Source organism: Cellulomonas sp. GTC20042 (assembly GCF_055389595.1).
Genome location: NZ_AP043678.1, coordinates 725,055 through 748,839, shown reverse-complemented (window position 1 = coordinate 748,839; position 23,785 = coordinate 725,055). Strand labels below are relative to the sequence as shown.

Sequence of the window (23,785 nt, the reverse complement as noted above, 5' to 3'; positions counted from 1 at the left end):
CCCGCGGAGCGCCCGACGGTCCCGCTCAGTCCTCGGTGAGGCCCAGGGCCACCCGGACCATGTCCTCGCGGGGGACGACCTTGACCCGCTCACGGCCGTGCGGCTCGCCGAGCGCGCGCTCGTAGGCGTCCAGCAGCTCCCAGCCCGCCCACTGGATCGGCCGCGCGCCGCCCGCGTGCAGGGTGTCCAGCACGGCCTGCGGGTCGGGCTCCGTGGCGGACAGGAACGGGTTGCCCGCCTCCGTCACGTCGCCGGCGTCGGCGACCAGGTGGCGGATCGTCTCGCTGGCGTCGGACTTGGTGTGCCCGATCAGGCCGACCGGCCCGCGCTTGATCCAGCCCGTCGTGTAGACGCCCGGCACCGGCTCGCCCGCGGCGTCCACCACCCGGCCCTCGCGGTTCGCGATCACGCCGCCGGCCGCGTCGAAGGGCACCCCCGGCAGCTCGGAGCCGAAGTAGCCGACCGCGCGGTACACCGCCTCCACCGGCCAGTCCTGGGTCTGCCCGCTGCCCGCGACGGTCCCGTCGCCGGTGAGCACGGTGCGCTCGGTGCGCAGGCCGACGACCTTCCCGTCCTCGCCGAGCACCTCGACCGGCTGGTGCAGGAAGTGCAGGTGGATCCGCCGGCTCGCGGTCAGGTCCTCCGGCTCCTTGAGCGTCCAGTCGGTGAGCGTCTTGACGACCTGCTTGGTCTGGTTGGAGGAGTGGATCGCGGCCATCGAGCCCTCGTCGAACTCGAAGTCCTCCGGGTAGACGATCACGTCGACGTCCGGCACGTGGCCGAGCTCGCGCAGCTCCAGCGGGGAGAACTTGGCCTGCGCCGGCCCGCGCCGCGCGAACACGTGCACGTCCGTGACCGGCGAGCTCGCCAGGATCTCGTACACGTTCGCCGGCACCTCGGTCGGCAGCAGGTCGGGGGCGTGCTTCGCCAGCACCCGCGCCACGTCCAGCGCCACGTTGCCGGCACCGAGCACCGCGACGTGCTGCGCGGTGAGCGGCCAGGTGCGCGGCACGTCCGGGTGGCCGTCGTACCAGGACACGAAGTCGGCGGCCCCGTAGGAGCCGTCCAGGTCGATGCCCGGGATCGGCAGGTCGGCGTCCCGGATCGCGCCGGTCGCGAAGATCACCGCGTCGTAGTGCCGGCGCAGGTCGTCCAGGGTCAGATCGGTGCCGTAGTCCACGTTGCACAGCAGCCGGATGTCGCCGCGCTCCAGCACCTTGTGCAGCGCCACGATGATCTGCTTGATCCGCGGGTGGTCGGGGGCGACGCCGTAGCGCACCAGCCCGAAGGGCGCCGGCAGCCGTTCGATCAGGTCGATCGAGACGTCCAGGCCCGAGCGGGACAGGATGTCCGAGGCGTAGATCCCGGCGGGTCCGGCGCCGACGACGGCCACGCGGACAGGGCGGTTCGAGCTCACGCAGGTACCTTCCGTGTCGAGGGCCCGCGCGGTGCGGCAGGCCCCCGCGGCTGCGGCCGACGAGTCGTGCCGGGCAGGGGCCACCGGGCGTCCGACGCGGGTGGTGCGGTCAGTCTAGGCCGGGCGATCCGCGCCAACCTGCGTCGAGATGCCGCCGATCCGTCCCGATGGCCGATCCACGACACGGTCCGGACACACCGCGGGGTTACCGTCCCGTCCTGTGAGCACGACACCCTCCCCCGCCGCGCCCTCCGCCCTCGACCCGCGCGGGCTGAGCACCGGCGTCACCGCCTACGTGATGTGGGGGTTCCTGCCGCTGTACATCGCGCTGCTGCGCCCGTCCGGCCCGGTCGAGATCATCGCGCACCGGGTGATCTGGTCGCTGGTGTTCTGCGCGCTGGTGCTCGCGGTCACCCGCACCTGGCGGGACCTCGGCGCGGTGCTGCGCTCGCCCCGCACGCTGGCGCTGATCGCGGCCGCCTCGGTGCTGCTCGCGGTGAACTGGCTGACCTTCGTCTACGGGACGCTGTCCGGGCACGTGGTCGACGCCGCGCTCGGCTACTTCATCAACCCGCTGATCACCGTGACGCTCGCCGTGGTCGTGCTGCGCGAGCGGCTGCGCCGGATGCAGTGGGTGGCCCTCGGCTTCGGCGCCGCGGCGGTGCTGGTGATCACGGTCGGCTACGGCAAGGTCCCGTGGATCGCTCTGACCGTCGCCTTCTCCTTCGGCTTCTACGGGCTGATCAAGAACCGGGTCGGCCGCTCGGTGGCCGCCGCGCCCGCGCTCGCCGCGGAGACCCTGGTGCTCACGCCGCTGGCCGCCGGCTACCTGCTCTGGCTGCACGCCGCCGGTGACGGCACCTTCGGCGGCGAGGGAGGCTGGCACGCGCTCGCCCTGATCGGCACCGGCGTCGCCACCGCGCTCCCGCTGCTGCTGTTCGGGGAGTCCGCCCGCCGGCTGCCGCTGGCCACCGTGGGGATGCTCCAGTACCTCGCGCCGGTGCTCCAGTTCGCGATCGGGGTGCTCGTGCTGCGCGAGACCATGCCGCCGGCACGCTGGTGGGGCTTCGCGCTGGTGTGGGTGGCGCTGACCCTGCTCACGGTCGACGGGGTGCGCACCTCGCGGGCTGCACGGTCCGGCGGGGCGGGGTCGACGCCGGTGGCCGATCCCGCCCCGGTGGCCGATCCCGCCGAGGTCGCGGTGGAGCAGGTCGAGGTCACGGGGGTCGAGGTCGCGGGGGTCGAGGTCAGCGCTGAGCCGATCGCGCGGCCCGCGCGGCCCGGGCACGACGACGCCGGGGCACCGCCCGCGACGCCAGCACGCTGAGCAGCACCACGGTCGTCGCGCCGATCGCCGGCCACACCACCCGCGCACGCGCCTCGGCCAGCGGGTCCTCGCCGGTGGTCAGGTCCACCACCCGCGGCTCGGCGACCACCGCCGCCGCGCGCCCGCGCACCGGGCTCTGAGGCCCGGCGGCCGTGCCGTCGTCCACGAAGGCCAGCGCCTGGTCCGGCCGCACGATCCCCCAGCCGACCAGGTCGTCCCGCTCGGCGGGCTGCGCGCGCGCCGCGGTGACCTCCAGCCGGTAGGCCCACTGCGCGGGCGACTCCTGCGGGTACCGCTCGGCCAGCAGCGCCGCCGCCGCGCTCACGTACGCGGTGGCGAAGCTGGTGGACGCCTCCTCGCCGGAGAGCATGCAGTCCCCCGCCGCGTGGAAGGCCGTGAGGATGTTCGTGCCCGGGGCCACCACGTCCACGTGCGCCCCGTGGATCGAGTCCTGCGTCGGCTGGTCGTCCACGTCCACCGCCGCCACGCCGAGCACGCCGTCGTAGGCCGCCGGGTAGCGCGGGCCGTCGGTCTCGTCGCTGCTGGTGTTGCGGTTGCCCGCGCTCGCCACCACCAGCGACCCGGCCTCCACCGCCCGGCGCACCGCGTCCCGCAGCTCGGGGGTGTCGACCGGGGTGCTCATCGAGACGTTCACGATCCGGGCGCCGGCACCGACCGCGGCGTCGATGCCCGCCGCGATCCGGGTGGCGTCCGGTGCGGTGCCCGCCGTGCGTGCCTGGTCGTCGTCGCCGTAGTACACCCGCACCGGCAGCACCGTGGCGTCCGGCGCGAGACCGACCACGCCCGAGTCCGGCACCGGGCGCGCCGCGATCTGCCCGGCGACCGCCGTGCCGTGACCGGCGGTGTCGGTGCGACCGGTGGCGTCACCGGCCTGGCCGACCAGGTCCACGCCCGGCACCACGGCCTCGGTCAGGTGCGCGTTGCCGGCGTCGACCCCGGAGTCCACCACCGCGACCAGCACGCCGGCACCGGTGGCCTGCTGCCAGGCCTGCTCGGCAGCGAGCCGGGGCAGCGCGGGCGGGGTGTCGGTCACCAGGGCGGGCACGTCCTGGTCGCACTGGCCGCCGGAGGTCGCGGCGGGCAGCGCGGTCGGCGCGGGGGCGGCGTGCGCCGTCGGGGCGGCCTGCGCGACGGGGGCGCCGGCGATCGTCAGGGCGCCGAGGGCGAGCACGACGGCGCCGACGCGGGTGCGCGTGCCGGCGTGCGTGCGGGGGCGCGGGCGGGCGGGGCTGCGGGTCACGAGGACCCCGCGGTCGCCCCGCCGGTCGGCACGGAGATCGACCCGGACACCTCGGTCGCCGCGGCCTCCACCGTCAGCGTCGGCCCGGTCGGCAGCAGCGACGCCCACGCCGGCGGCACCCGCGTCACGTCGTCGGCGTCGTAGCCGAGCCGCGCCAGCACCTCGTCGCTCGCGTCCGGCAGCGGGTAGGCCCGCCCCGACCCGTCCACCAGCGAGACCGTCGCCGTCGCCCCCTCAGCGCTCTGCGCGCGGACCAGCGCACCGGCACCCGGCGCCACGTGCACGCCGGTCGTCCCGGGCTCCCCCGCCACCACCTCGATCCGTGCGCTGCCGTCCTCGGTCACGAGCCGCGCGCACACCTGCGCGGTCTGCACCGCGGGCACCGTCAGCGGCCAGTCCGCCGGCGCCACCGGGATCGTCGAGGTGCGCACGTCGCCGATCTCCGCCGCCGTCATCCGCAGCGGGGTCGCCGCGACCTCGCCCGCACCGAGCTGGTAGAGCGGGAACGCCAGCGCGCTCAGCGGCGCGAGCTCGCCCCGCTCGTCCACCACGTAGCGCCGCACCTCGTCGCCGGTGCCGGTCACCTCGACCACCGTGCCGACCTGCGTGTCCACCGGCAGCGAGCCCGACGGCAGCGCGGACGCCCCGGTCGAGCCGATCGTCAGCGGCGCGAGATCCGTGCCCGCCGGCACCAGCGTCAGCCAGTCCGCACCCGCGGTCATCGGCTGCACCGTGTCCAGCCCGATCGCGCGCAGCACCGCCGCCTCGTCGCCCTCGGGGATCCGGTGCCGGGCACCGTCCACCACCAGGTACGTCGTGCCCGCCACCCGCACCAGCGCGGCCACCGGCACCGGCGTCACCGTGGCGTCGGCGCCCTCCGGCGTGCCGATGCCGAGGGAGGTCCCGCCGTCCTCCGCCACGCAGGCCAGCCATCCGCTCGACGCCAGGCGTCCGGCCGACGGCAGCTCGTCCGGCGCACCGGCGATGCCGATCGTCGGGCCGCGCGGGGTGTCGGTGATGTCGTCCTCGTCCACCGTCACCACGTGGAACGATCCCGAGTCCAGCACCAGGCGCGCGCTGGTCACGTTCAGCACCGGGTACAGCGTCCCCTGGATCCCCACGTACCGGCTGCCGTCGCCGTCCACGATCACCAGCGACTGGTCGTCCCAGCCGTCCGGCAGCGAGGGGCTCAGCAGCCCGAAGCCGAGGCTGCCCAGCACCAGCAGCACGGTCAGCGACACGCCCGCCACCACCCCGCGCAGCGGCTTGGTCGGCTCCAGCTCGCGTCCGCCCGGGGCGCCGCTGGTGAAGGCGGTCAGCAGGCGGCGACGGCTGAACCCCTGCGCCTCGACGAGATCCCGCTTGGAAGCCACTCAGACCATCCCGGCCGCGGTCACACCGAGCGGCAGCAGCAGCGCCAGGCAGGCGATCTCCAGGAAGTCGCCGACCCGGGCCAGGCCCACCCGGCGTCGCGGCGCCACCAGCCCGAGCGCGACGACCAGCGTCGCCGCCCCACCGGCCAGCGCCACCATCAGCCCGCGCCACTGCGGGTGCGCCGCCGCGGCCACCACGGCCACCGCCGCCAGCCCCACCACCGAGACCGACACCACCAGCAGCACGTCCAGGCGGGAGTACGTCTGACGGGTGCTCAGCAGCATCCCGCCGAACCCGAGCACCAGCAGCACCGTGCCGGCCACCCCGGTCGAGACGATCGTCGGGGTCGCGGCCAGCGCCAGCACCCCGATCGCCACCCGCAGCGACACCTGCACCCGGTGCCCCGCAGCGAGCTGCGCCCGCACCCGTTCCGGCTGCACCGGCGCCGGGTCCGCGAGGATCTCCGCGTCCGAGCGGGCGGTCACCACCCGCAGCGGCGTGCTGGACAGCGCCAGCCAGGGCACGCCGATGCTCGCGGTCGCGACCACCGCCACCACCACCGACAGCACCGCCCCCGGCGCCGCGCCGGTCAGCTCGATCGTCGTGCCGGTCACCGCCAGCGCCAGACCCGTGAACAGCGGGGCCGCGCTCAGCTCGCGCCGGTCCACCAGTGCCGGCATGCCCAGCAGGCCGACCACCAGCGCACCCGCGCCGGCCAGCGCCACCGGCCAGCCCCACGACGGCGGGGTGCTCAGCGCCGTGAGGCCCGCGACCCCGCCGAGCACCGGAGCCAGCAGCACCAGCACCCGCCCCGCCGCCGGCTCCGCGCCGACCCTGCCGACCACCGCACCGCTCGCCAGCGTCAGCAGCGCCGCCGCGCCCGCCACCACCGGGGGCACCATCGACGTCCGGTCCGCGCCGAGCAGCAGCACCGCGCCCGCGACCAGCAGCGCCACGGCCGCCCACACCGCGCTCATCGCCGAGTCGCTCGGCGTCCACGGCGCGTACTGCCCCTCGACCGCGTCGGCCACCGCCTCGACCACGTCGTCGTACACGCGCTCCTCGGCGCGGCGGGCGCCGGACTCCAGCGCGAGCACCGCACCGTCCTCCACGCCCTCGGCCAGCAGGCTGCGCGCCGAGTCCACGGCCGTGCCGTCCGCGCGCACCAGGCGGTATCCGCCGTGGGCGGTCGTCGCGTCGAGGAGGTTCATCGCGCGGGCGAGCCCGGGCACGACCTCCGCCATCGGGACGTTGCCCGGGATGCCGAGGTCGAGCCGGCGTCCCCCGGCGGTCACGGTCACCCGGACGAGCGTCCCGACGGGAGTCGCGGACGTGGCTGCGTCGTTCATCGGGTCCCCTGTGTCACCTCGTGCCGGTCGGCGGTCAGCATAGCCAGCACGAACGCCGGACCACGGCCGCCCTGCGCGTCACGGACACCCTGTCCCCCGTCTGGGTGTGCCCTGAATGTGTGGTTTGTGACCTCTGGTCATGTGTTTTCCCCTACGGGCGCTCGCGACGGCGCGAAATCGTGCGATAGCGTGCCGAACGGTCCTGCGGTGTCACTCGCCGGGGCCGGCGTGGCCGCAGGGGCGCACGTCCGGATCGACCCCACGACGGGGTCCGTGCAGGGGAGGTGACATGGCAGCAGAGGTCTCCGCAGCAGACGGCGCGCTCAAGCAGGGCGCCGACGCGGTCGCGAACAGCCGTGCCGAGCTTCAGCGTGAGCTCAGCTCGCTCGAGGGCAAGCTCGCCGGGATCGGATCGCACTGGCAGGGCCAGGGCGCCGTCGCGTTCAACAGCCTGATGGCTCGTTGGCGCGAGGACGCCACCAAGATCGTCAACGCGCTCAACGAGTTCGAGGCGAACCTGACCGCGTCCCAGGCGTCCTACACCGCCGCCGACGACGCCCAGCAGTCCACCTTCAGCCGCCTGCAGGGCCGGCTCGGCTGAGAACGAAGGAGCTGACGATGAGCGATCTGAAGGTCAACTTCGGCGGGCTGTCCACCGCCGCCGCCGACATCCAGGCCGGCGCCACCAACGTCGAGTCCCGGCTCGCCGACCTCGAGCGGGCGCTCCAGCCGCTGCGTGCCAACTGGTCCGGCGAGGCGTCCAACGCCTACGAGGCCGCCCGCACCAAGTGGTCCGCCGCCCTGACCGACATGAAGGCCCTGCTGGCCGACATCGGCCGGTCGGTGTCGACCTCCGGCGACGAGTACCAGTCGACCGAGCGCGGCAACACCTCCCGCTGGTGAGGTGAACCCCGGCCCCCGGGCCGGGACCTGCACGACACGCGGCCGTGGCCGCTCCCTGCGCGGGGGCGGCGCGGCCGCGTGGCCGCTCCCTCGCGGGGAGGTGGCCATTGCACGACACAGACAGACAGCAGAGGGGCAGCAGCATGGCAGCGGGCGTGCAGATCGACGACGAGGTCGTCAAGGCGAGCCTGCGACGGCTCCTCGAGCTGGCCGACCAGACGAGCAAGCTCCGGCAGGACTTCCAGCGCGCCAGCGAGCTGCAGAACGGCACCTGGCCGCAGATCGACTCGGTGCAGGACTTCCGGGCTCGGTACCAGGGCGCCCTCGACCAGGTCGGAGCACGGTTCCTCCGCGCGCAGGAAGAGCTCAACCGCTTCCACGAGGCCCTGCGCGGCAGCATCACCGCGTTGCAGCAGCAGGACGCCGAGATCGCGTTCCAGCTCCAGCAGCTCGCCGAGCGCCTCGACACGACCCCGACCGTCCCGACCCCGCAGGCAGCCACGCCGGCGGCCAAGAACCTCGGCTTCTGATGCGCGGACGCATGACCGCCTACCGCCGGGTCCTGGCCGCGGCGCTCGGCCTGACCGTGCTGGCCGCAGCGGCCCCGGCAGCCTCGGCCGCCGACGACGACGGGCTCTGGTACTACACCGGATCCGGCATGGCCGAGCTGCACCAGCAGACGCGGGGCGAGGGCGTGACCATCGCGATCCTCGACTCGCAGATCAACGCCTCGATCCCCGACCTCGCGGGCGCCGACCTGCAGATCCACGAGCCGTCGTACTGCGCGGAGACCGAAGGAGGACCGGCGCTGCCCGCGACGACCACGGAGTCCAGGGCCAATCACGGCACCGGTGTCGCTTCCCTGCTCGTCGGAACGGGAGCCGGGATCGCCGGGCAGCCCGGCGTCCTCGGTGTCGCGCCGGACGTCACGATCCGGTACTACGCGATCGGCATCAGCCTCGATCAGACCGCCTTCAACACCACTTCACTGAAGTGCCCGGTGCCTGCGGGATTCGACGTGTCGGAGTCGACCACGTCGACCCAGGCGATGCGGCAGGCCGTCGCGGACGGCGCGGACATCATCTCTGTCTCGAGCAGCACGTTCTTCAGCACAGCAGCCATCGCCGAGGCGCAGCGCGCCGGTGTCATCCTCGTGTCGGGCGCTGGTAACACCCGCGCCGAGATCCTCATCCCTCTCGCGCAGAAAAACGGCGTCGTCGCCGTGGGATCGATCACCTCGGCCCTGCAGCTGTGGGAGAACAACCCGTACGGGCCGGAGCTGTCCGTCAACGCACCGGGCGTCGACATCCGCGCGATATCCCCCGACTTCACGGGTTACGGCACCGCGAGCGGCTCCTCCCTCGCCGCGCCCTACACGGCCGGGGCGCTCGCACTCAGCTGGTCCGTGCACCCGAACGCCACGCCGAACCAGATGATCCAGGCGCTCCTGCGCACCACCGGCGGGCAGGTGCACGACCTCGATCGCGACGACCTCTGGGGGTACGGGATCGTCCACGCCCGCGCGCTCGTCGCGATCGACCCGACCACGCTGCCCGACGAGAACCCGCTGCTCACCGAGGGCCCGGACCGGGAACCGACGCGCGCCGAGGTGCTCGGCACCGCGACGGAGGAGGCCTCCGCGACGCCCTCTGCCGCACCGACCAGCACACCGTCGCCGAGCGCCTCGCCCTCGGACGAGGAGACCGCGGCCGGCGGCCTGCCGATCGGGTTGATCGGCGGCGGCATCGCGCTGGTCGCGGTGCTGCTCGTCCTCACCGTCGTCCTGCTGCGACGCCGGCCGTCCGAGTCCGACCAGAACGACGTCACGGGGGATCACCATGGGTATCAAGGCTGACGAGCTGTCCCGCGTCGAGGACCTCGACTACGGCGCCGCCATCGAGGCGGAATCAGTGCTGCGCGGCGCGGTGCACGAGACCGAGGCCACGCTGACCTCGCTCACCCACCTGATCGACAACACCGGGCTGAGCGGCGCCTCGGCGGATGCGGCGCGCGAGCCGATGGTCGCGCTGCGCTCGTCCCTCGCCACCCTGGCCGAGAGCATCACGGGCGTGATGCGCACGGCGGAGTCCGCGCGCGCCGCAATCAGCCACGCATTCAGCGAGTACGTCCAGCTGCCCCCGGGCGAGATGAGCAGCACGGAGCAGCGACGGATCGCCCAGCAGCCCTCGGTCTACGTCCCCGGACGGGGCACGGTGCCCGGCGACCTCGGTGCCTCCATGCTCTCCGCGCAGCGGGAGGCCCGGCGCGAGGCCGAGGCATCGGCTGCGCTGTCCGCACTCGGAGCGAGCATGAACTCGCTGGACCCCGGTAGCTTCTGGATCGACGACTGGCACGGCACCGACGGCACCGGCGGCTCGACCGTCCCCACCTCCCGCACCTCCACGCGATCCGGCGGCGGCATCGACTACGCGCTGCCCGCCTCCTCCGTCGCCACCGGCGCAGGCCTCGGCCTGGGTGCGGCGGCGGTCGCCCCCTCGCTCATCGGCGGGTCCGGCGTCGGCTCGGCGGGCAGCGTCATCGGCGGCGGCTCGGGCAAGGGCGGCTCGGGTTCGTCCGGCGGTACCGGCGGCAAGGGTTCCGGCGCCAACGGCGGCACCGTCTACACCCCCGGTCACGGCGACGGCTCGTCCTCCGACGGCTCGACGGTCGGCACGCTGCCCGGCACGGGCGGCTCGGCCGGTGGCGGCTCCTGGGGCTCCGGCTCTGGCGCCGGTGGCGCGCTCGGCGGCGTCGGCGCGGGCGGGATCGCCTCCGGCCTGATGGTCGGCGGCGCGGCGCTCGGTGCCGGCAAGCTCGGCGGGGCACGTGGCGGCGCCGGCGGCCTGGGCGGCTCGGCCGGTGGGCTGGGCACGCTCGGCGGCATCGGTGGTGGCGCCGGCGGATCTGCCGGCGGCGCGGCGGGAACGACCTCGATGATCGGCGGGACCACGTCCTCCCTCGCCCAGGGCTCCCAGACCAGCGCGTCCGGTGCAGGCGCCTCCGGGGCGCGCGCCGGCACGTCCGGCGGCATGCCGATGGGCGGCGGGTCCGGCGGCGCCGGCGGGGCGTCCAAGGAGAAGCGACGCGGGTCGATGGGGCTGCTCGCCCCCGACCTCGGCGTGGACGACGACGCCCCGCGACCCGACCTCGGAGCCGGAGCACGAGCCGGCGGACGCGACGCGCTCCCCACGACGAGCACCCCGGTCGAGGAGATCGACGAGGACACCTGGTAGACCGACCCGGCTGCACCTAGGTGAAAACCCACACGAACGCCCTCGCTGAACTCACGCGACTGCTATCAATGTGCAGGTCAGGCTCATGCATTCGGACAGGGGGACGGTGATGGTCGATCGCGTCGGGGTGCCCACGAGTCCGCAGCACGGCAGCGCTCGTCTCGGCATGCACTTCTCGGAGGTCGACGGGTTGATGGCCGAGCTCAGCCGGACGAATGCCGCGCTGGACAGCACGTTGACGCAGCTCGACCAGCGGCTCGCGCAGCTGCGTTCCAGCTGGACCGGTGCCGCGTCCGATGCCTATGACGATGCCCGGCGCCAGTGGGCACGCTCCATGCAACGCCGCCGGCAGATGCTCGAACGGATCCGCCGTGCGGGCACGGGAGTCGTGGACTTCCACCGCGACGCCTCGGACTCCGTGCACCGCATCTGGGGCGCCCGATGACCGACGACGTCACCGCGCTGCTCAGCGAGCTCCGGACCAGGCAGGAGCAGCTGGACTCGGACGTGCGGCGACAGATCGCGGCGCTCGGTGACGCGGCATCTGCATCCGTGTCCGCGGTGACCGCGGTGGTCGATTCCCAGGGTCTGCTCGACGGCCTGACCATCGATCTGACCGTCCGGCGCCGTATCAGTCCCGAAGACCTGGCCCGGGCGATCGACCACGCGATCCGCTCGGTTCAGCAGCCGGCCTCGGCAGCGCTGCGCGCTGTCGGGTTCGACGCGACAAGCGGGCCCACAGGCATCGACATCGCAGCGCTCCAGCGCACGACCGACAGGATCGTTGCCGCGATGTCGTCGTTCGCCGACGACGCGCACCACCGCGACCCCCATGTCGTCGCCGCGCGTGGAGTGCGGGTGATCGCCTCCTTCGGCGTCGTCCGGTCCGTGACCTGCGACCCCCTCTGGCTGGCGCGCAGCACGGATCAGGCGATCACGGAGCAGGTGGTCGAGGTCTGCCGCCGCACCGCCCTCGCCTCCGACGTCGACCTTCGGCCGGAGCACGCATGAGCGGCTACACCGCGGACATCGCTGCCCTCGAGCACGACGCCACCGAGCGCTTCGCCGTCTGGAGCGACACGCTCGACACGGTGCGCAGCTCGGTGCACGGGAAGATCTCGCGCGCCGACTTCTCGATCGTCCCCGGTGCGCAGGAGGTCTGGACGGACTATCAACGGGTGACGAGCCTGCTCGACAGCTATCTCGTCGACGGGAGCGAGACCTTCGACGGGTTCGCGACTCGACTGCTCCTGACCGCTCAGGTGTACGCCCGCGCAGACGGTGCCGCCGTCGAGACGTTGGCGCGGCTCCAGGGGGAGATCGACGACCTGTGAGCTATGTCGACACGATCAGGCAGATCAACTCCGCGCTTCTCCATGAGGCAGGCACGGGCCTCGACGACCTCCAGAAGCGGGGTCCACGTCTCATCCGGGCGCTGGCGAAGGCCGGTCCGCCCGGTCGTCCGATCCAGGACTACCTGGAGGACAAGGCGGCCGATGTCGCGATCGTCCAGCTCGAGCGGACGATCGCGAACCTGCGTGACGCGGTCGAGCTCGCGTCGACCCTGAACGACTACCTCGGCAGCCCGGACCGGCTGCGGGCGATCGCGTCCGGTCTCCGACAGCGAGTCGTCGATCCGTGCGACGACCTGGCACCCCAACTGCGGCACGACAACCTGCATGCGATGGTGCCCTCGGCCTGGGACGACGGCGACGCGAGCGCCATGTACTCGATGGGCTTCGACGGGCAGCGCGACGCCGTGCAGGACGCATCGACCGCAGCAGTCGCGCTCGCTGGCTCGCTCGAGTCGCTGGCCGACGGGGTCGAGGATTTCTATCAGGACGTGGCCTGGGCCTGCTTCGAGCTGGCCGGTGCCGTCATCGGCCTGATCGCCGGGATCGTCGCCGCTGTCTCCGTGATCGGCATCCTGGTCGCCATCGCGGCGCTCGGCACTCTCGTCCACGCGATCGACGCCCTGCACGACGCCGCGACCGAGCATCGAGGCGAACCGGTCGGCGACAAGGTCCGCGTCCTGAGCTGGCCGACCGCGCGGTTCGCCGGCACCTGACCCGACCCCTCTCGATCACCGGAGCGACCGCATGTCCGACCCAGCGCCCGACCGTCCCCCCGCCGATCGCCGCGACATGCTCATCGTCGCAGCGGCGTGCTTCTACCCGACCGTGGTCGGCATCCTCCTCAGCGTCCTCGTGCGCTGCGTCCTGGAGTGGCAGCACCTGTGACCGCGCCGCTGCCGCAGTACCCCGGACCGCGAGCGCGCGCCCGCTCGCAGCGACCCCGGCCCTGGTCGCCGTGGACGTGGCGAGAGCTCATCGGAAGATTCGTGCTGCCGTCGCTCGGGATCGGGATGGTGATCGGCTGGTTCCTCGTCTGGCCGTACTTCGCCTCGGGGCTCTCCTGATGACGCACGACCCGACCGAGCCGTCGGGACCCGCAGGCGTGCCGTTCGCGCCGGCACCGTCGGCCGTGACCCCCGAGCATGCGAAACCTCGCCCCGCCCGGAGCCTGCTGTGGGCCGTCGGAGGCGTGGTGACGGCCGTGGCGGTGTGGTTCTGCGCGACGGCGTTCATGGTCGAGGTCCTCTGAGGCAGACCCGTCCGCCGGGCAGGGCGAGCGGGTGCCGTGGCCGGAGACCCAGAACGCGCAAGCGCCGATACCGAAGCCCGCGTGGGTGCGGGAGACCACTGCTCGCATCAAGGAGATCGACGAGGAGACATGGACGACGGATCGCCGCGCGCCTGAGTAGAAACCCCTACGCCGACCCCTGGCGATCGCCTGGGCCTGCTACGAAGAGTCTGGTCAGAGCCCAGATGTTCGATGCAGGGGGTCGGTCATGGGTGACCACGTCGATGCACCCGTTGGTCCGCCACGCAGCGGCGCTCGCCTCGGCATGGACTTCGCCGAGGTCGACTCGGTGCTGGCTGATCGGTCCCGCACGAACGCCGCGCTCGACAGCACGCTCACGCAGCTCGACCGACGGCTCGCGACGACGCGCGACGGGTGGACCGGTGCGGCCTCCGACACCTACGAGGACGCGGGGCGCCAGTGGGACCGCTCGATGCGGCGCCGCCGGCAGATGCTCGAGCGGATCCACCGTGCCGGGACCGGGATCGTGGACGGTCACCGCGACTCCTCCGACGCCGTGCACCGGATCTGGGGCGCCTGATGGACGCCGACGTCGCCGCCCGGCTCGAGGCGCTCCGCGCGCGGCAGGAACGGCTGCGCGCCGTCTTGCGGGAGCAGGTCGAGGTGTTCGGCGACGCGGGCTCGGCGCCGGTCGTCGCGGCGGTGGACGATCGGGGTCTGCTGAGCGGACTCACCATCGACCCGGCGATCCGGTGCCGGATCAGTGCCGAGGCGCTCGCCCAAGCCGTCGACCGCGCGATCCGATCCGTGCAGAAGCCGGCGGTGGCGGTGCTGCGCGCGATCGGGCTCGATGCCTCAGCGGCGGACGCCACGTCGATCGAGCGCGCGGCTGCCTTGCTCAGCACTGCACTGGTGTCGCTCTCGGACGAGGCGCCCCGCCCCGACCCACACGTCGCCACGGACACGGGTGTGCGGGTGACCGCCGCGTACGGCGTGGTCCGCTCGGTGACCTGCGATCCGGCGTGGCTGGCCCGCAGCACCGACGAGACGATCGCTGATCGGGTCGTCGCGGTCTGCCGTCGCGCCGCGCTCGCCTCGGACGTGGATCTCGGACAGGGCCGCGCATGAGCGGCCGCACTGCGGGTCGAGGAGCGCAGCCGTGACCTCGAGCCCGAACCCGGACCGCCCGCCGCTGCTCCTGCGCAGGACGCCGCACCTGCTCCGGCTGTTCGCACACTGCTTCATCACCTCGGGCCTCGCCTCGGCGCTCGCCGTGCTGATCAGGTCGGTCGCGTCATGACGACCCCGGCACGTGCAGACCGTCCGGATGCGTTCCCGTGGTCCGGACCGGCCCTCATGGCGCAGTTCCTGGTGCCGGCAGCGGTGATCGGCTTCGTGCTCGGGTGGTGCGTCGTCTGGCCGCTGGTCCGACTCGTCTCGCCGGGAGGGTCCTGACGTGGACGGCGCTCGACCGCACCCCGTGCTCACGATCCTGTGCGCGGCGGCCGGGATCCTGCTCGGCCCTGCTGTCTTCCTCGTCGTGATGCTGATCGGCCGGTGACCCCCGCTGACGCGCACCGCCCCGCGCCTCACCCCCGCGGGTACGCCCCCGGGGCGTGGATGGTCACGGTCCGGTCCCCCACGCGGATGACGCCGCCGGAGGGCACGGGCACGCGCTGGTCGGCGGGGACGGCGACGACGCGCCCACCGGGCAGGGCGAGCTGGGTGCCGTTGCCGGAGCCGGCGTCGGACACCCAGAAGGCGCCGTCGTCGATGCCGAAGCGCGCGTGGGTGCGGGAGACGGAGCGCTCCGGGTCCTCGATCAGGATGACGTGGTCGCAGCGCTCTCCGGGGACCGGGCGGGGGGCGCGGCCGATGAGGCCGGGACCGGTGACGGTCATGGACTGGCCGGTGTCGAGGGTGACGAGGTAGGGCGCGACGGTCTGCTGGCGGACGACGACCGGCGGCTCGAGCTCGACGGGGGCGCGGGCGGGGACGACGGGGGTGACGGCGACGGGGGTGATCGGCGCGACGGCGGCGGGGTGCTGCGTGGGGACGACAGGACCGGCACCGGCGACGGCGGACGTCCCGGCGAGCGGCGCGACGGCACCGGCGACGCCGGCCACCGGCTGCCCCGCGCCGAGCCCGCTCGGGGCCGCGGGGCGCGCGGTCGGCGCGACGGCGGCCGAGGCAGCAGCCAGGCCGGCACCGGCGGCAGCGGCCTCCTCGGCCTCGTCGATCGCCCGCTCGTGCGCGCGCACGTCGACGACGACGGCCCGTCCGACGCGGTCGTGCCAGCCCTGCGCGCGTCCGGAGCGGTCGAGGGCGGTGGAGCCGACGACGGCCCACTGCCCGAGGCCGGCGACGGCGTGCCCGGCGGCGAGGACGAGCCCGCGCAGCAGCCCGCGGGCGGCGCCGACGGCGTAGGGGGTCTCCTCGCGGGCGGTGCGCAGGCCGAGCAGGGTGTTGCCGAGGGTGCGGCCGGTGCGCAGCTCCCAGACGAGGAGCCCGAGGCCGAGCTCGACGACGGTGAGCGCGGTGTACAGGACGCTGCCGGAGGCGACGGCCACGACCCCGGCGACGAGTCCGACGGCGAGCGCGTCGAGCAGGTAGGCGAGCACGCGGCGCCCCGGGGTGGCGGGGGTGGCGGCGCCGAAGGACGGGGGCAGCACGCCGGGCCGGGACTCCCGGCGCGCGGGGCGGGCCTCGCGGGACCGCGGCTGGGCGCCCTCGACGACGGTGACGGCGGCGTCGGGGGCGACGGGCTGGCCGCAGGCGGTGCAGAACCGCGCCTCGGGGCGCAGCGGGCGGTGGCAGTGCGCGCAGAGGGTGCCGGGGCCGGCGAGGGCGGTCGGTGCGGTCTGGCTCATCGGCGGGCCTCCGGGACGGGCGGGGCGATCGGCGCGGGTCGTGCGGTCATGACGTCATCCGCCGCAGGGTCTCGATCATGTCGACGGCGACGAGGGCGGCGGGCAGCGCGAGCACGACGCCGAGGTTCTCGATCAGATCGGCGAGCCGGGAGAAGCCGACGGAGCGCCACCCGCGGGCGATCGGCAGCGCGACGAGCGCGCACAGCAGGCCGAGCAGCAGGCCTGCGCCGGCGACCACCGGCAGCGGGCCGAGCCGGTCCCCCGCCAGCAGGGCGACCTCGACCAGGACGATCGAGGCGGCCACCCGGGGAGCCCAGCGGGCGACGGCGCCGCGGGCACCGCGCGGTTGCAGGGAGAGCGCCGCGACGAGGGCGGTGACGAGCACGAGCGCGCCCCAGCCGGGCACGGTGCGGGGCTGCGCGGCGAGGAGCACCGGCGGGACGAGCAGCGGCGGGATCAGGCAGACCAGCAGCACGCCGGCGTCGTTGCGGGCCTCGGCCCGGCCGACGGTCCGGGTGACCTGCCGCTCGTTGACGCGGCCGAGCCCGCGCGGGCGGGTGCCCCGCACGCTGGGGGCGGTGCGCGAGACGTGGGCCAGGTCGACCAGCTGCTCGTCGGGGACGGAGAGGGTCAGCACGGGCAGCGCCCGCAGGGCCACCGGGACGAGGCCGAGCAGCACCGCGGCGGCCACCACGCCGGGCAGCCCGGCGAGCAGCACGCCGAGCGCGGTGACGGCGACGACGGACAGGGCGACGGCGAGCACGGCGGCGAGGTCGTCACCGGCCCGGGCGGCCCGGGTGCTGAGGTACCGCATGGCGGAGACGGCGGCGGCGGCGACCAGGCCGACGACCAGGGCGAGCCGGACGTCGACGCCGTCGGCGGGGTCGATCGCGGCGATCCCGGCGGTGAGGCCGAGCACCGGTGCGACGAGGGTCGCGGCGGTGCGGGACGCCGGACGGGCCAGGGCGAGCAGCACGGCCAGCGCCCCGGCGCCCAGGGCGAGCGCGAGGGCACGGGCGCCGCCGTGCGCGGGGTCGAGCAGCTCGACGGCCGCCGCCACCGCCGCGCCGAGCGCCGCCAGCGTGAGCAGCCCGGCCTGCGGGTCGGGACGGCGGGCGGCCACCTGCGCGCGCTGGGCGGCGCGGGCGGCCCTGCCGCGGGGCCGGGGCGCGGGGGCGACGACGTGCAGCACGGCGCCGTCGGCGACCTGGTCCGCCACCGGTCGGCGCAGCTCGAGCGAGCGTCCGGCGGAGTCGAGCACGAGCAGGCCGGGCACCTCGGCGATCCCGGCGGCGCGCACGACCGCGGCGAGGGTCCGCTCGGGGTCGAGCGCGATGTCGTAGCGCTGCGGGCCGATCTGCAGGGCGACGCGGGTGAGGGACGTGGCGACCGGCGTGACCGTCACGTGCACCTCCTGCGGCTCGGGACCGGCGCTGCGGGGCGGCGGAGGACCCACCTGCCCCGGGCGCGGTCCTGGCCATCGTAGGCGGTCCGGCGCCGCCGGAACCCGGTTCGGCGTGCTGGTCAGACCCGTGCGCCGTCGGACGTCCCCCGTCCGGACGACGACGCGCGGGCGGCGCGCACGCGGGTGCCCCGCGCCCGGTAGGTTGGCGCGGGACGTACGCGGGGGCGGGCAGCCCCTGCGCCGAGCAGGAGGGACCGCGCCGCACGATGTCTGTCGCGCCGATGCAGGGAGCACGACTCGAGGCACCGCCGGTGCCCGGCGGGCAGGTGGTCCTCCAGCCGCCGCCCGAGGTGCAGCCCTCCGATGGCGTGAGCGGTCTGCTCGCCAGCCTGATCCCGATGCTCGGGTCGGTCGGCTCGATCGTCTTCGTCGCGCTGAACCAGCCGGGACCGCGCGGCATGATCGCCGCCGGCATGTTCCTGCTGGCCTCGCTCGGCTTCGTCGGCGTCAACGGCTGGCGGCAGCGCGCGCAGCACCAGGCCACGGTGGTCGGTGCCCGCCGCGAGTACCTCGCCTACCTGGCGGACCTGCGCACGTCGGTGCGGCAGGCGGCCTCCGCGCAGCGCCGGGCGGCGGAGTGGTCCGCCCCGGACCCGCGCGCGCTGGCGGCGGTCGCCGAGGAGCGCACCCGGGTGTGGGAGCGGCGCCCGCAGCACGAGGACTTCCTGGCGGTGCGGGTCGGCGTCGGCTCGCAGCCGCTGTGCGTGGAGCTGGAGGCGCCGGACACCCCGCCGCTGGCCCAGCTCGACCCGGTGGCCGCCTCGGCCGCGCACCGGTTCCTGGTGACGCACCGGGTGCAGCACGGCGTGCCGATGGCCTTCGACCTGCGCACGGCGGCGCGGGTGCAGATCACCGGGCCCGCCACCGAGTCGCGGGCGCTGGCCCGCGCGATGCTGACGCAGCTCGCGACCTTCCACGCCCCGGAGGACCTCCAGATCGCGGTGGTCGCCGGTGACGCAGCCCTGCCCGAGTGGGACTGGGTCAAGTGGCTGCCGCACGCGCACTCCACGCGCTCGCGGGACGCGGTCGGACCGGCCCGGATGATCGGCAGCACGCTCGCCGACGTCGAGACCCTGCTGCCGGAGGGGCTGGAGGAGCGCCCGCGCTTCGGCTTCTCCGCGGAGGCGCAGCTGCCGCACGTGGTGGTCGTGGTCGACGGCGGTCAGGTGCCGGTGGGCAACGCGATCCTCACCCAGGACGGCGTGCTCGGCGTGACGGTGCTGGAGCTGCCGGAGCGCTGGGGCGAGCTGGACGAGCCCGGCACCCTGCGCCTGGGCGTGCAGGGCTCGTCGGTGGTGGACGGCACCGTGCGCGCCTCGGTGGACGTGCTGCGCCTGGGCAACGCGCCGACCCGGGTGGACGGCGACCAGCTCTCGGTGGCGGAGGCGGAGGCCACCGCGCGCCGGCTGCTGCCGCTGCACGTCGAGTCCGGCCCGGAGCGCTCCGACGGCGAGGTCTCCTCCGAGCTGGTCGACCTGCTCGGCATGGGCGACGTGCGCGACCTCGACCTGTCGGTGGCCTGGCGCCCCCGGCTCGCCCGCGACCGGCTGCGGGTGCCGATCGGCGTCACCCCGCAGGGTCAGCCCGTCGCCCTGGACATCAAGGAGTCCGCGCAGCAGGGCATGGGCCCGCACGGCCTGATCATCGGCGCCACCGGCTCCGGCAAGTCCGAGGTGCTGCGCACGCTGGTGCTGGCGCTCGCGCTGACCCACTCCTCCGAGGACCTGAACTTCGTCCTGGTCGACTTCAAGGGTGGTGCGACCTTCGCCGGCATGGCCGACCTGCCGCACGTCTCGGCGATCATCACCAACCTCGGCGAGGAGCTGACGCTCGTCGATCGCATGCAGGACGCCCTCCAGGGCGAGATGGTCCGCCGCCAGGAGCTGCTGCGCGCCGCGGGCAACTTCGCGAACGTCACCGACTACGAGAAGGCCCGGCGCGGCGGCCGGACCGACCTGGCGCCGCTGCCGGCGCTGCTGATCGTCTGCGACGAGTTCTCCGAGCTGCTGACCGCGAAGCCCGAGTTCGTCGACCTCTTCGTCACGATCGGCCGCCTGGGGCGTTCGCTCCAGATGCACCTGCTGCTCTCCTCGCAGCGCCTGGAGGAGGGCCGGCTGCGCGGGCTGGAGTCCCACCTGTCGTACCGGATCGGCCTGCGGACGTTCTCGGCCGCCGAGTCGCGGACCGTGCTGGGCGTGCCGGACGCGTACACGCTGCCGCCGGTGCCCGGCATCGGCTACCTCAAGCCGGACACCACGACGATGATCCAGTTCCGCGCCGCCTACGTGTCCGGGCCGCCGCGCGCCCGGCGCCGCGGCATCGACGAGTCCACCGACTCCGGCCGCGCGCTGGCCCGCCTGGAGTCGTTCACCGCGGCGCCGGTGCTCGGCGGGATCGCGCAGGGGCCGGCGGTCACCGAGGTCCAGCCGGTCGACCCCGACGAGACCCGTGCGACCTTCGACATCGCCGTGCAGCGGATGCGCGGGCAGGGCCCGGCGGCGCACCAGGTGTGGCTGCCGCCGCTGGACACCCCGAAGACCTTCGACGAGCTCATGCCCGACCTGGTGGTCGACCCGCGCCTCGGGCTGGTCTCCCCCGGCTGGCGGGACGCCGGCATGCTCACCGTGCCTCTCGGGATCGTGGACCGCCCGCTGGAGCAGCGCCGGGAGAACCTCACGGTCTCGCTCGGCGGGGCGGCGGGTCACATGGCCGTGGTCGGCGGCCCGCGCACCGGCAAGAGCACGACGCTGCGCTCCGTGGTGACCGGCCTCGCGCTGACCCGCACGCCGCTCGAGGTGCAGTTCTACGTGCTGGACTTCGGCGGCGGCACGTTCTCGCCGCTGGCGGCGCTCGCGCACGTCGCCGGGGTCGCCACCCGCGCCGAGCCCGACGTGGTGCGCCGGGTGGTCGCCGAGGTCGAGTCGATCATCGACGCCCGCGAGCGGTACTTCCGCGAGAACGCGATCGACTCGGTGGAGACGTACCGCACCCGCCGCGCGCAGGGCACCGCCGACGACGGCTACGGCGACGTGTTCCTGGTGGTGGACGGCTGGTCCACGGTCCGCACCGAGATGGACGAGCTGGAGGCCCGGATCCAGGCCATCGCCGGGCGCGGCCTCACGTTCGGCGTGCACCTGCTGGCCACGGCCGCGCGCTGGATGGACTTCCGCACCCAGATCAAGGACGTGTTCGGCACCCGGATCGAGCTGCGGCTCGGCGACCCGATGGATTCCGAGATCGACCGCAAGGCGGCGCAGAACGTCCCGCAGGAGCGCCCCGGCCGCGGTCTGGCCCTGTCCCGGCACCACGTGCTCACCGCGCTCCCCCGGATCGACGCCGACCCGGACGCCGACACCCTGGGCGCGGGAGTGACGCACCTGGTGCAGACGATCAACGGAGCCTGGCACGGACCCGCCGCGCCGAAGCTGCGGCTGCTGCCGGACCAGGTCACCCTCGACCAGGTGCGCGCCGACCCGCGCGCCGCCGCGGCCGCCGGGCAGGTGCTGCTCGGCATCGACGAGGCCGCGCTCGCCCCGGTGGGCCTGGACCTCGCGGAGCAGAACCACCTCTACGCCTTCGGCGACGGCGGCTCCGGCAAGTCCGCGCTGCTGCGCGGGGTCGCCGCCGAGATCCGCCGGCTGTACCGGCCCGACCAGGCGCAGATCTTCGCGGTGGACTTCCGGCGCTCGCTGCTCGGCGAGATCCCGGAGGAGTACCTGGCCGGCTACTTCACCACGCAGGAGCAGGCCGCCGCCGAGCTGGCCGAGCTGGTCGGCTACCTGCGCACCCGCATGCCCGGGCCGGACGTCACCCCCGAGCAGCTGCGCACGCGGTCCTGGTGGACCGGTGCCGAGGTGTTCGTGCTGGTGGACGACTACGACCTGGTGGCGACCTCGACCGGCAACCCGGTCGCCGCGCTGCAGCCGCTGCTGGCGCAGGCCGGCGACGTCGGCCTGCACCTGGTGCTCGCCCGTCGTTCCGGCGGTGCCGGGCGTGCGATGTACGAGCCCGTGCTCCAGTCGCTCCGCGACCTCGCGGTGCCCGGGATCGTGCTGTCCGGCAGCCCGGACGAGGGCGCCCTGGTCGGCTCCGCGAAGCCGATCCCGGCGGTGCCCGGTCGTGCGCAGCTCGTCACCCGGGACGCCGGACGGCAGGTCGTGCAGCTCGCCTGGAGCCCGCCGACGGTCTGATCAGCGGGCCTCGACGCGCACGGTGCGCTGCCCGAGGACCAGCGACCAGCCCGCGGCGACCACGACCCGCTCGCCGGGCAGCAGCGCCCAGCGCACGCCCGACGGGTCGAGCATCACCGTGCCGTTGGTCGACCCGCGATCGGTCACGACCAGGCGGTCGGCCTCGGGCCAGAACGCCAGGTGGGTCTTGGACACCGACTGCGCCGGGTCGTCGATCGCGACCAGGTGCACCCACTCCTCGTCGTCCGCCGCCGGGTGGCGACCGACCAGGCCCGGACCGGTGACGTCCACGCGCTCGCCGGTGTCGAAGGACAGGCGCAGCGCGGCGCCGGTGCCGGTCGCCTCGGGGCGGGCCCAGCCGCTGACCCGGGTGTGCTCGAGCTCGCCAGGCAGGGACAGCGTGGGGATCGTGGAGTCGGGGATGCTCGCGGGGGCGGCCGGCTCGGCGATGGCGGGCGCGATCGGCCCCGGGATGACGGGCGCGATCGGGTCGACGACGGCGGCGGGCTCGGGCGGGACCGCGACCGGCTCGCGCGTCGCGACCGGCTCCGGCGTGGCGGGCACGGCGACCGGCTCGGGTGCGACGACCGGCACCGGCCCTGCGATCGGCTCGGGTGCGATGACCGGCTCGCGCACGGCAGGCGCGGCGACCGGCTCGGGCGCGCGGGCAGCCATCGGCGACGCAGCGATCCCCTCCACCGCGACCGGCGCAACCGGCGCAACCGGCCCCACGCCAGCACCCGCGCCGGGCACCGCCACGCCCGGGGCCGGCATCCCCGGCACCGACGTGATCACGCCACCCGGCCGCCGAGCATCCCCCGGCACCGTCGCCGCACCGACCACCGGGTCGGCGGCCACCGTCGGCCGACCGAGCCCCAGCCCGACCGGCTCCGCGCCCTCGTCCGCCACCGGGCGTCGTCGGCCGCTCAGGTACGACGCGCGCAGCACCGCCGTGCGGGCGGCCTTGTCGTGCCAGCCGCGCTGCATCGGTCCCTCGTCCCACGCGCCGGAGCCGGCGACCAGGTAGACGCCGATCCCGGCGAGCAGACCGCCGAGCTGCTGCACCACCGCGCGGACCAGCACGGCCCACAGCCCGGCGGGCCGGCCGGTGCGCACCGAGACCGTGCGGATGCCGAGGGCGGCACCGCCGAGGGTCGTCCCGGTGAAGGCCTCGGCGATCCACTGCCCGGCGCCGAGCACCAGGGCGAGCACCCCGGGGACGACCAGCGCGGCGGGCGTGGGCTCGGCGTCGCGCAGGGCGGGCAGCGCGACCAGCACCCCGGCGCCGACGACGATCCCGGCGACGACCTGGTCGATCAGCAGGGCGAGCAGGCGGCGTCCGACGGGTGCGACCGCGTCGTCCACGTCGGCACCGAGCGTCCAGGTGTCCCGCGCGGGCGCGGCCTGCGGTGCGGGCGCAGCGACGAGGGGCGGCGCGGCGACGGGTTCCGGCGCGCGGGCCCCGCTCGGGCCGAGCGTGGTCGACCAGGGCAGCGCCACGGGGGCGGCGACCGGGTGGTCGCGCTCCGGGTCGAGCCCCGCGCCGGGCACCGTGGGCAGCGCCGTCGCGGTCGCCGCGGGCAGCGCCGCCGCCCCGGACGCAGGCACCCCGTCGGCCACCCCGGCCACCGGGCCGTCGGCCGCCGTCCGCGCACCGCAGGTGCCGCAGAACAGCGCCCCCGGCTCCAGCACGGATCCGCACGCCGTGCACCGACCGGGTCGCCCCGTCTCCGCGCTCATGCTCCCCCTCGACCACCGGCCCCGCAGGGCCGTCCCCCGTCCGCCCGGCGAA

General features: G+C 75.1%; 22 protein-coding genes. 15 read left to right on the top strand and 7 right to left on the bottom strand.

Going from position 1 to position 23,785, the window contains the following annotated elements:
• Positions 1-25 precede the first annotated feature (25 nt).
• Positions 26-1,417 carry an FAD-dependent oxidoreductase gene (locus ACZ5HG_RS03480; RefSeq protein WP_464180424.1) on the bottom strand — a complete coding sequence of 464 codons (1,392 nt, stop codon included), beginning with the start codon at positions 1,415-1,417 and terminating at the stop codon, positions 26-28.
• Between the two features lie 220 nt (positions 1,418-1,637).
• Between ACZ5HG_RS03480 and rarD the strand changes: the two genes are divergently transcribed.
• Entirely contained in the window at positions 1,638-2,744 is a 1,107-nt protein-coding gene (rarD, locus tag ACZ5HG_RS03475; RefSeq protein WP_464180423.1) for an EamA family transporter RarD, read from the top strand.
• Here rarD and ACZ5HG_RS03470 read toward each other — a convergent pair.
• Genes ACZ5HG_RS03470 through ACZ5HG_RS03460 form a run of 3 tightly spaced genes read right to left on the bottom strand, consistent with a single transcriptional unit; the run spans position 2,665 to position 6,728 of the window.
• Positions 2,665-4,005, bottom strand: a complete 1,341-nt coding sequence (locus tag ACZ5HG_RS03470) for a S8 family serine peptidase (protein WP_464180422.1) — start codon at positions 4,003-4,005, stop codon at positions 2,665-2,667. The two genes, rarD and ACZ5HG_RS03470, sit on opposite strands and share 80 nt — an antisense overlap.
• Positions 4,002-5,378: a type VII secretion protein EccB gene (gene eccB, locus ACZ5HG_RS03465; protein ID WP_464180421.1), complete on the bottom strand. Its 1,377-nt coding sequence runs from the start codon at positions 5,376-5,378 to the stop codon at positions 4,002-4,004. The genes ACZ5HG_RS03470 and eccB overlap by 4 nt, the downstream gene beginning before the upstream one ends.
• Positions 5,379-6,728 carry an EsaB/YukD family protein gene (locus ACZ5HG_RS03460; RefSeq protein ID WP_464180420.1) on the bottom strand — a complete coding sequence of 450 codons (1,350 nt, stop codon included), beginning with the start codon at positions 6,726-6,728 and terminating at the stop codon, positions 5,379-5,381.
• A 289-nt stretch (positions 6,729-7,017) separates the two neighbouring features.
• On the opposite strand from ACZ5HG_RS03460, the gene ACZ5HG_RS03455 reads away from it, so the two are divergent.
• From ACZ5HG_RS03455 to ACZ5HG_RS03395, 13 genes are all read left to right on the top strand, one after another.
• A complete protein-coding gene (locus tag ACZ5HG_RS03455) occupies positions 7,018-7,329 on the top strand; it encodes a WXG100 family type VII secretion target (protein WP_464180419.1) in 312 nt (103 codons plus the stop codon).
• A gap of 17 nt (positions 7,330-7,346) precedes the next feature.
• Positions 7,347-7,631, top strand: a complete 285-nt coding sequence (locus tag ACZ5HG_RS03450; protein ID WP_464180418.1) for a WXG100 family type VII secretion target — start codon at positions 7,347-7,349, stop codon at positions 7,629-7,631.
• A 143-nt stretch (positions 7,632-7,774) separates the two neighbouring features.
• The gene (locus ACZ5HG_RS03445) at positions 7,775-8,161 is read left to right on the top strand and encodes a hypothetical protein (RefSeq protein ID WP_464180417.1); all 387 of its coding nucleotides are present in this window, start codon (positions 7,775-7,777) and stop codon (positions 8,159-8,161) included.
• Positions 8,161-9,486, top strand: a complete 1,326-nt coding sequence (locus ACZ5HG_RS03440) for a S8 family peptidase (RefSeq protein WP_464180416.1) — start codon at positions 8,161-8,163, stop codon at positions 9,484-9,486. Before ACZ5HG_RS03445 ends, ACZ5HG_RS03440 begins: the two co-directional genes overlap by 1 nt.
• Positions 9,470-10,864: a hypothetical protein gene (locus ACZ5HG_RS03435; protein WP_464180415.1), complete on the top strand. Its 1,395-nt coding sequence runs from the start codon at positions 9,470-9,472 to the stop codon at positions 10,862-10,864. Before ACZ5HG_RS03440 ends, ACZ5HG_RS03435 begins: the two co-directional genes overlap by 17 nt.
• 109 nt (positions 10,865-10,973) lie before the next feature.
• Positions 10,974-11,309 (top strand): WXG100 family type VII secretion target, encoded by a 336-nt coding sequence (locus ACZ5HG_RS03430; RefSeq protein WP_464180414.1) that lies wholly within the window; start codon positions 10,974-10,976, stop codon positions 11,307-11,309.
• The gene (locus ACZ5HG_RS03425) at positions 11,306-11,875 is read left to right on the top strand and encodes a hypothetical protein (RefSeq protein ID WP_464180413.1); all 570 of its coding nucleotides are present in this window, start codon (positions 11,306-11,308) and stop codon (positions 11,873-11,875) included. The genes ACZ5HG_RS03430 and ACZ5HG_RS03425 overlap by 4 nt, the downstream gene beginning before the upstream one ends.
• A complete protein-coding gene (locus ACZ5HG_RS03420) occupies positions 11,872-12,198 on the top strand; it encodes a hypothetical protein (protein WP_464180412.1) in 327 nt (108 codons plus the stop codon). Before ACZ5HG_RS03425 ends, ACZ5HG_RS03420 begins: the two co-directional genes overlap by 4 nt.
• A complete protein-coding gene (locus ACZ5HG_RS03415) occupies positions 12,195-12,932 on the top strand; it encodes a hypothetical protein (RefSeq protein ID WP_464180411.1) in 738 nt (245 codons plus the stop codon). The genes ACZ5HG_RS03420 and ACZ5HG_RS03415 overlap by 4 nt, the downstream gene beginning before the upstream one ends.
• A 168-nt stretch (positions 12,933-13,100) precedes the next feature.
• Entirely contained in the window at positions 13,101-13,283 is a 183-nt protein-coding gene (locus ACZ5HG_RS03410; protein ID WP_464180409.1) for a hypothetical protein, read from the top strand.
• Between the two features lie 489 nt (positions 13,284-13,772).
• Complete coding sequence (locus ACZ5HG_RS03405) at positions 13,773-14,048, top strand: WXG100 family type VII secretion target (protein ID WP_464180408.1); 276 nt, start codon at positions 13,773-13,775, stop codon at positions 14,046-14,048.
• On the top strand, positions 14,048-14,596 hold the full coding sequence (locus tag ACZ5HG_RS03400; RefSeq protein WP_464180407.1) for a hypothetical protein: 549 nt from the start codon (positions 14,048-14,050) through the stop codon (positions 14,594-14,596). The genes ACZ5HG_RS03405 and ACZ5HG_RS03400 overlap by 1 nt, the downstream gene beginning before the upstream one ends.
• Positions 14,597-14,627: 31 nt before the next feature.
• On the top strand, positions 14,628-14,768 hold the full coding sequence (locus ACZ5HG_RS03395) for a hypothetical protein (RefSeq protein ID WP_464180406.1): 141 nt from the start codon (positions 14,628-14,630) through the stop codon (positions 14,766-14,768).
• A gap of 289 nt (positions 14,769-15,057) precedes the next feature.
• Here the strand turns inward: ACZ5HG_RS03395 and ACZ5HG_RS03390 are convergent, their stop codons facing one another.
• The gene (locus ACZ5HG_RS03390) at positions 15,058-16,338 is read right to left on the bottom strand and encodes an FHA domain-containing protein (protein WP_464180405.1); all 1,281 of its coding nucleotides are present in this window, start codon (positions 16,336-16,338) and stop codon (positions 15,058-15,060) included.
• Between the two features lie 46 nt (positions 16,339-16,384).
• Positions 16,385-17,743: a hypothetical protein gene (locus ACZ5HG_RS03385; protein WP_464180404.1), complete on the bottom strand. Its 1,359-nt coding sequence runs from the start codon at positions 17,741-17,743 to the stop codon at positions 16,385-16,387.
• 281 nt (positions 17,744-18,024) lie between these two features.
• Here ACZ5HG_RS03385 and eccCa point away from each other — a divergent pair, with 281 nt between their 5' ends.
• A complete protein-coding gene (gene eccCa / locus ACZ5HG_RS03380; protein ID WP_464180403.1) occupies positions 18,025-21,993 on the top strand; it encodes a type VII secretion protein EccCa in 3,969 nt (1,322 codons plus the stop codon).
• Here eccCa and ACZ5HG_RS03375 read toward each other — a convergent pair whose 3' ends face one another.
• The gene (locus ACZ5HG_RS03375; RefSeq protein WP_464180402.1) at positions 21,994-23,733 is read right to left on the bottom strand and encodes an RDD family protein; all 1,740 of its coding nucleotides are present in this window, start codon (positions 23,731-23,733) and stop codon (positions 21,994-21,996) included. It lies immediately after the preceding gene.
• Between the last annotated feature and the right edge of the window lie 52 nt (positions 23,734-23,785).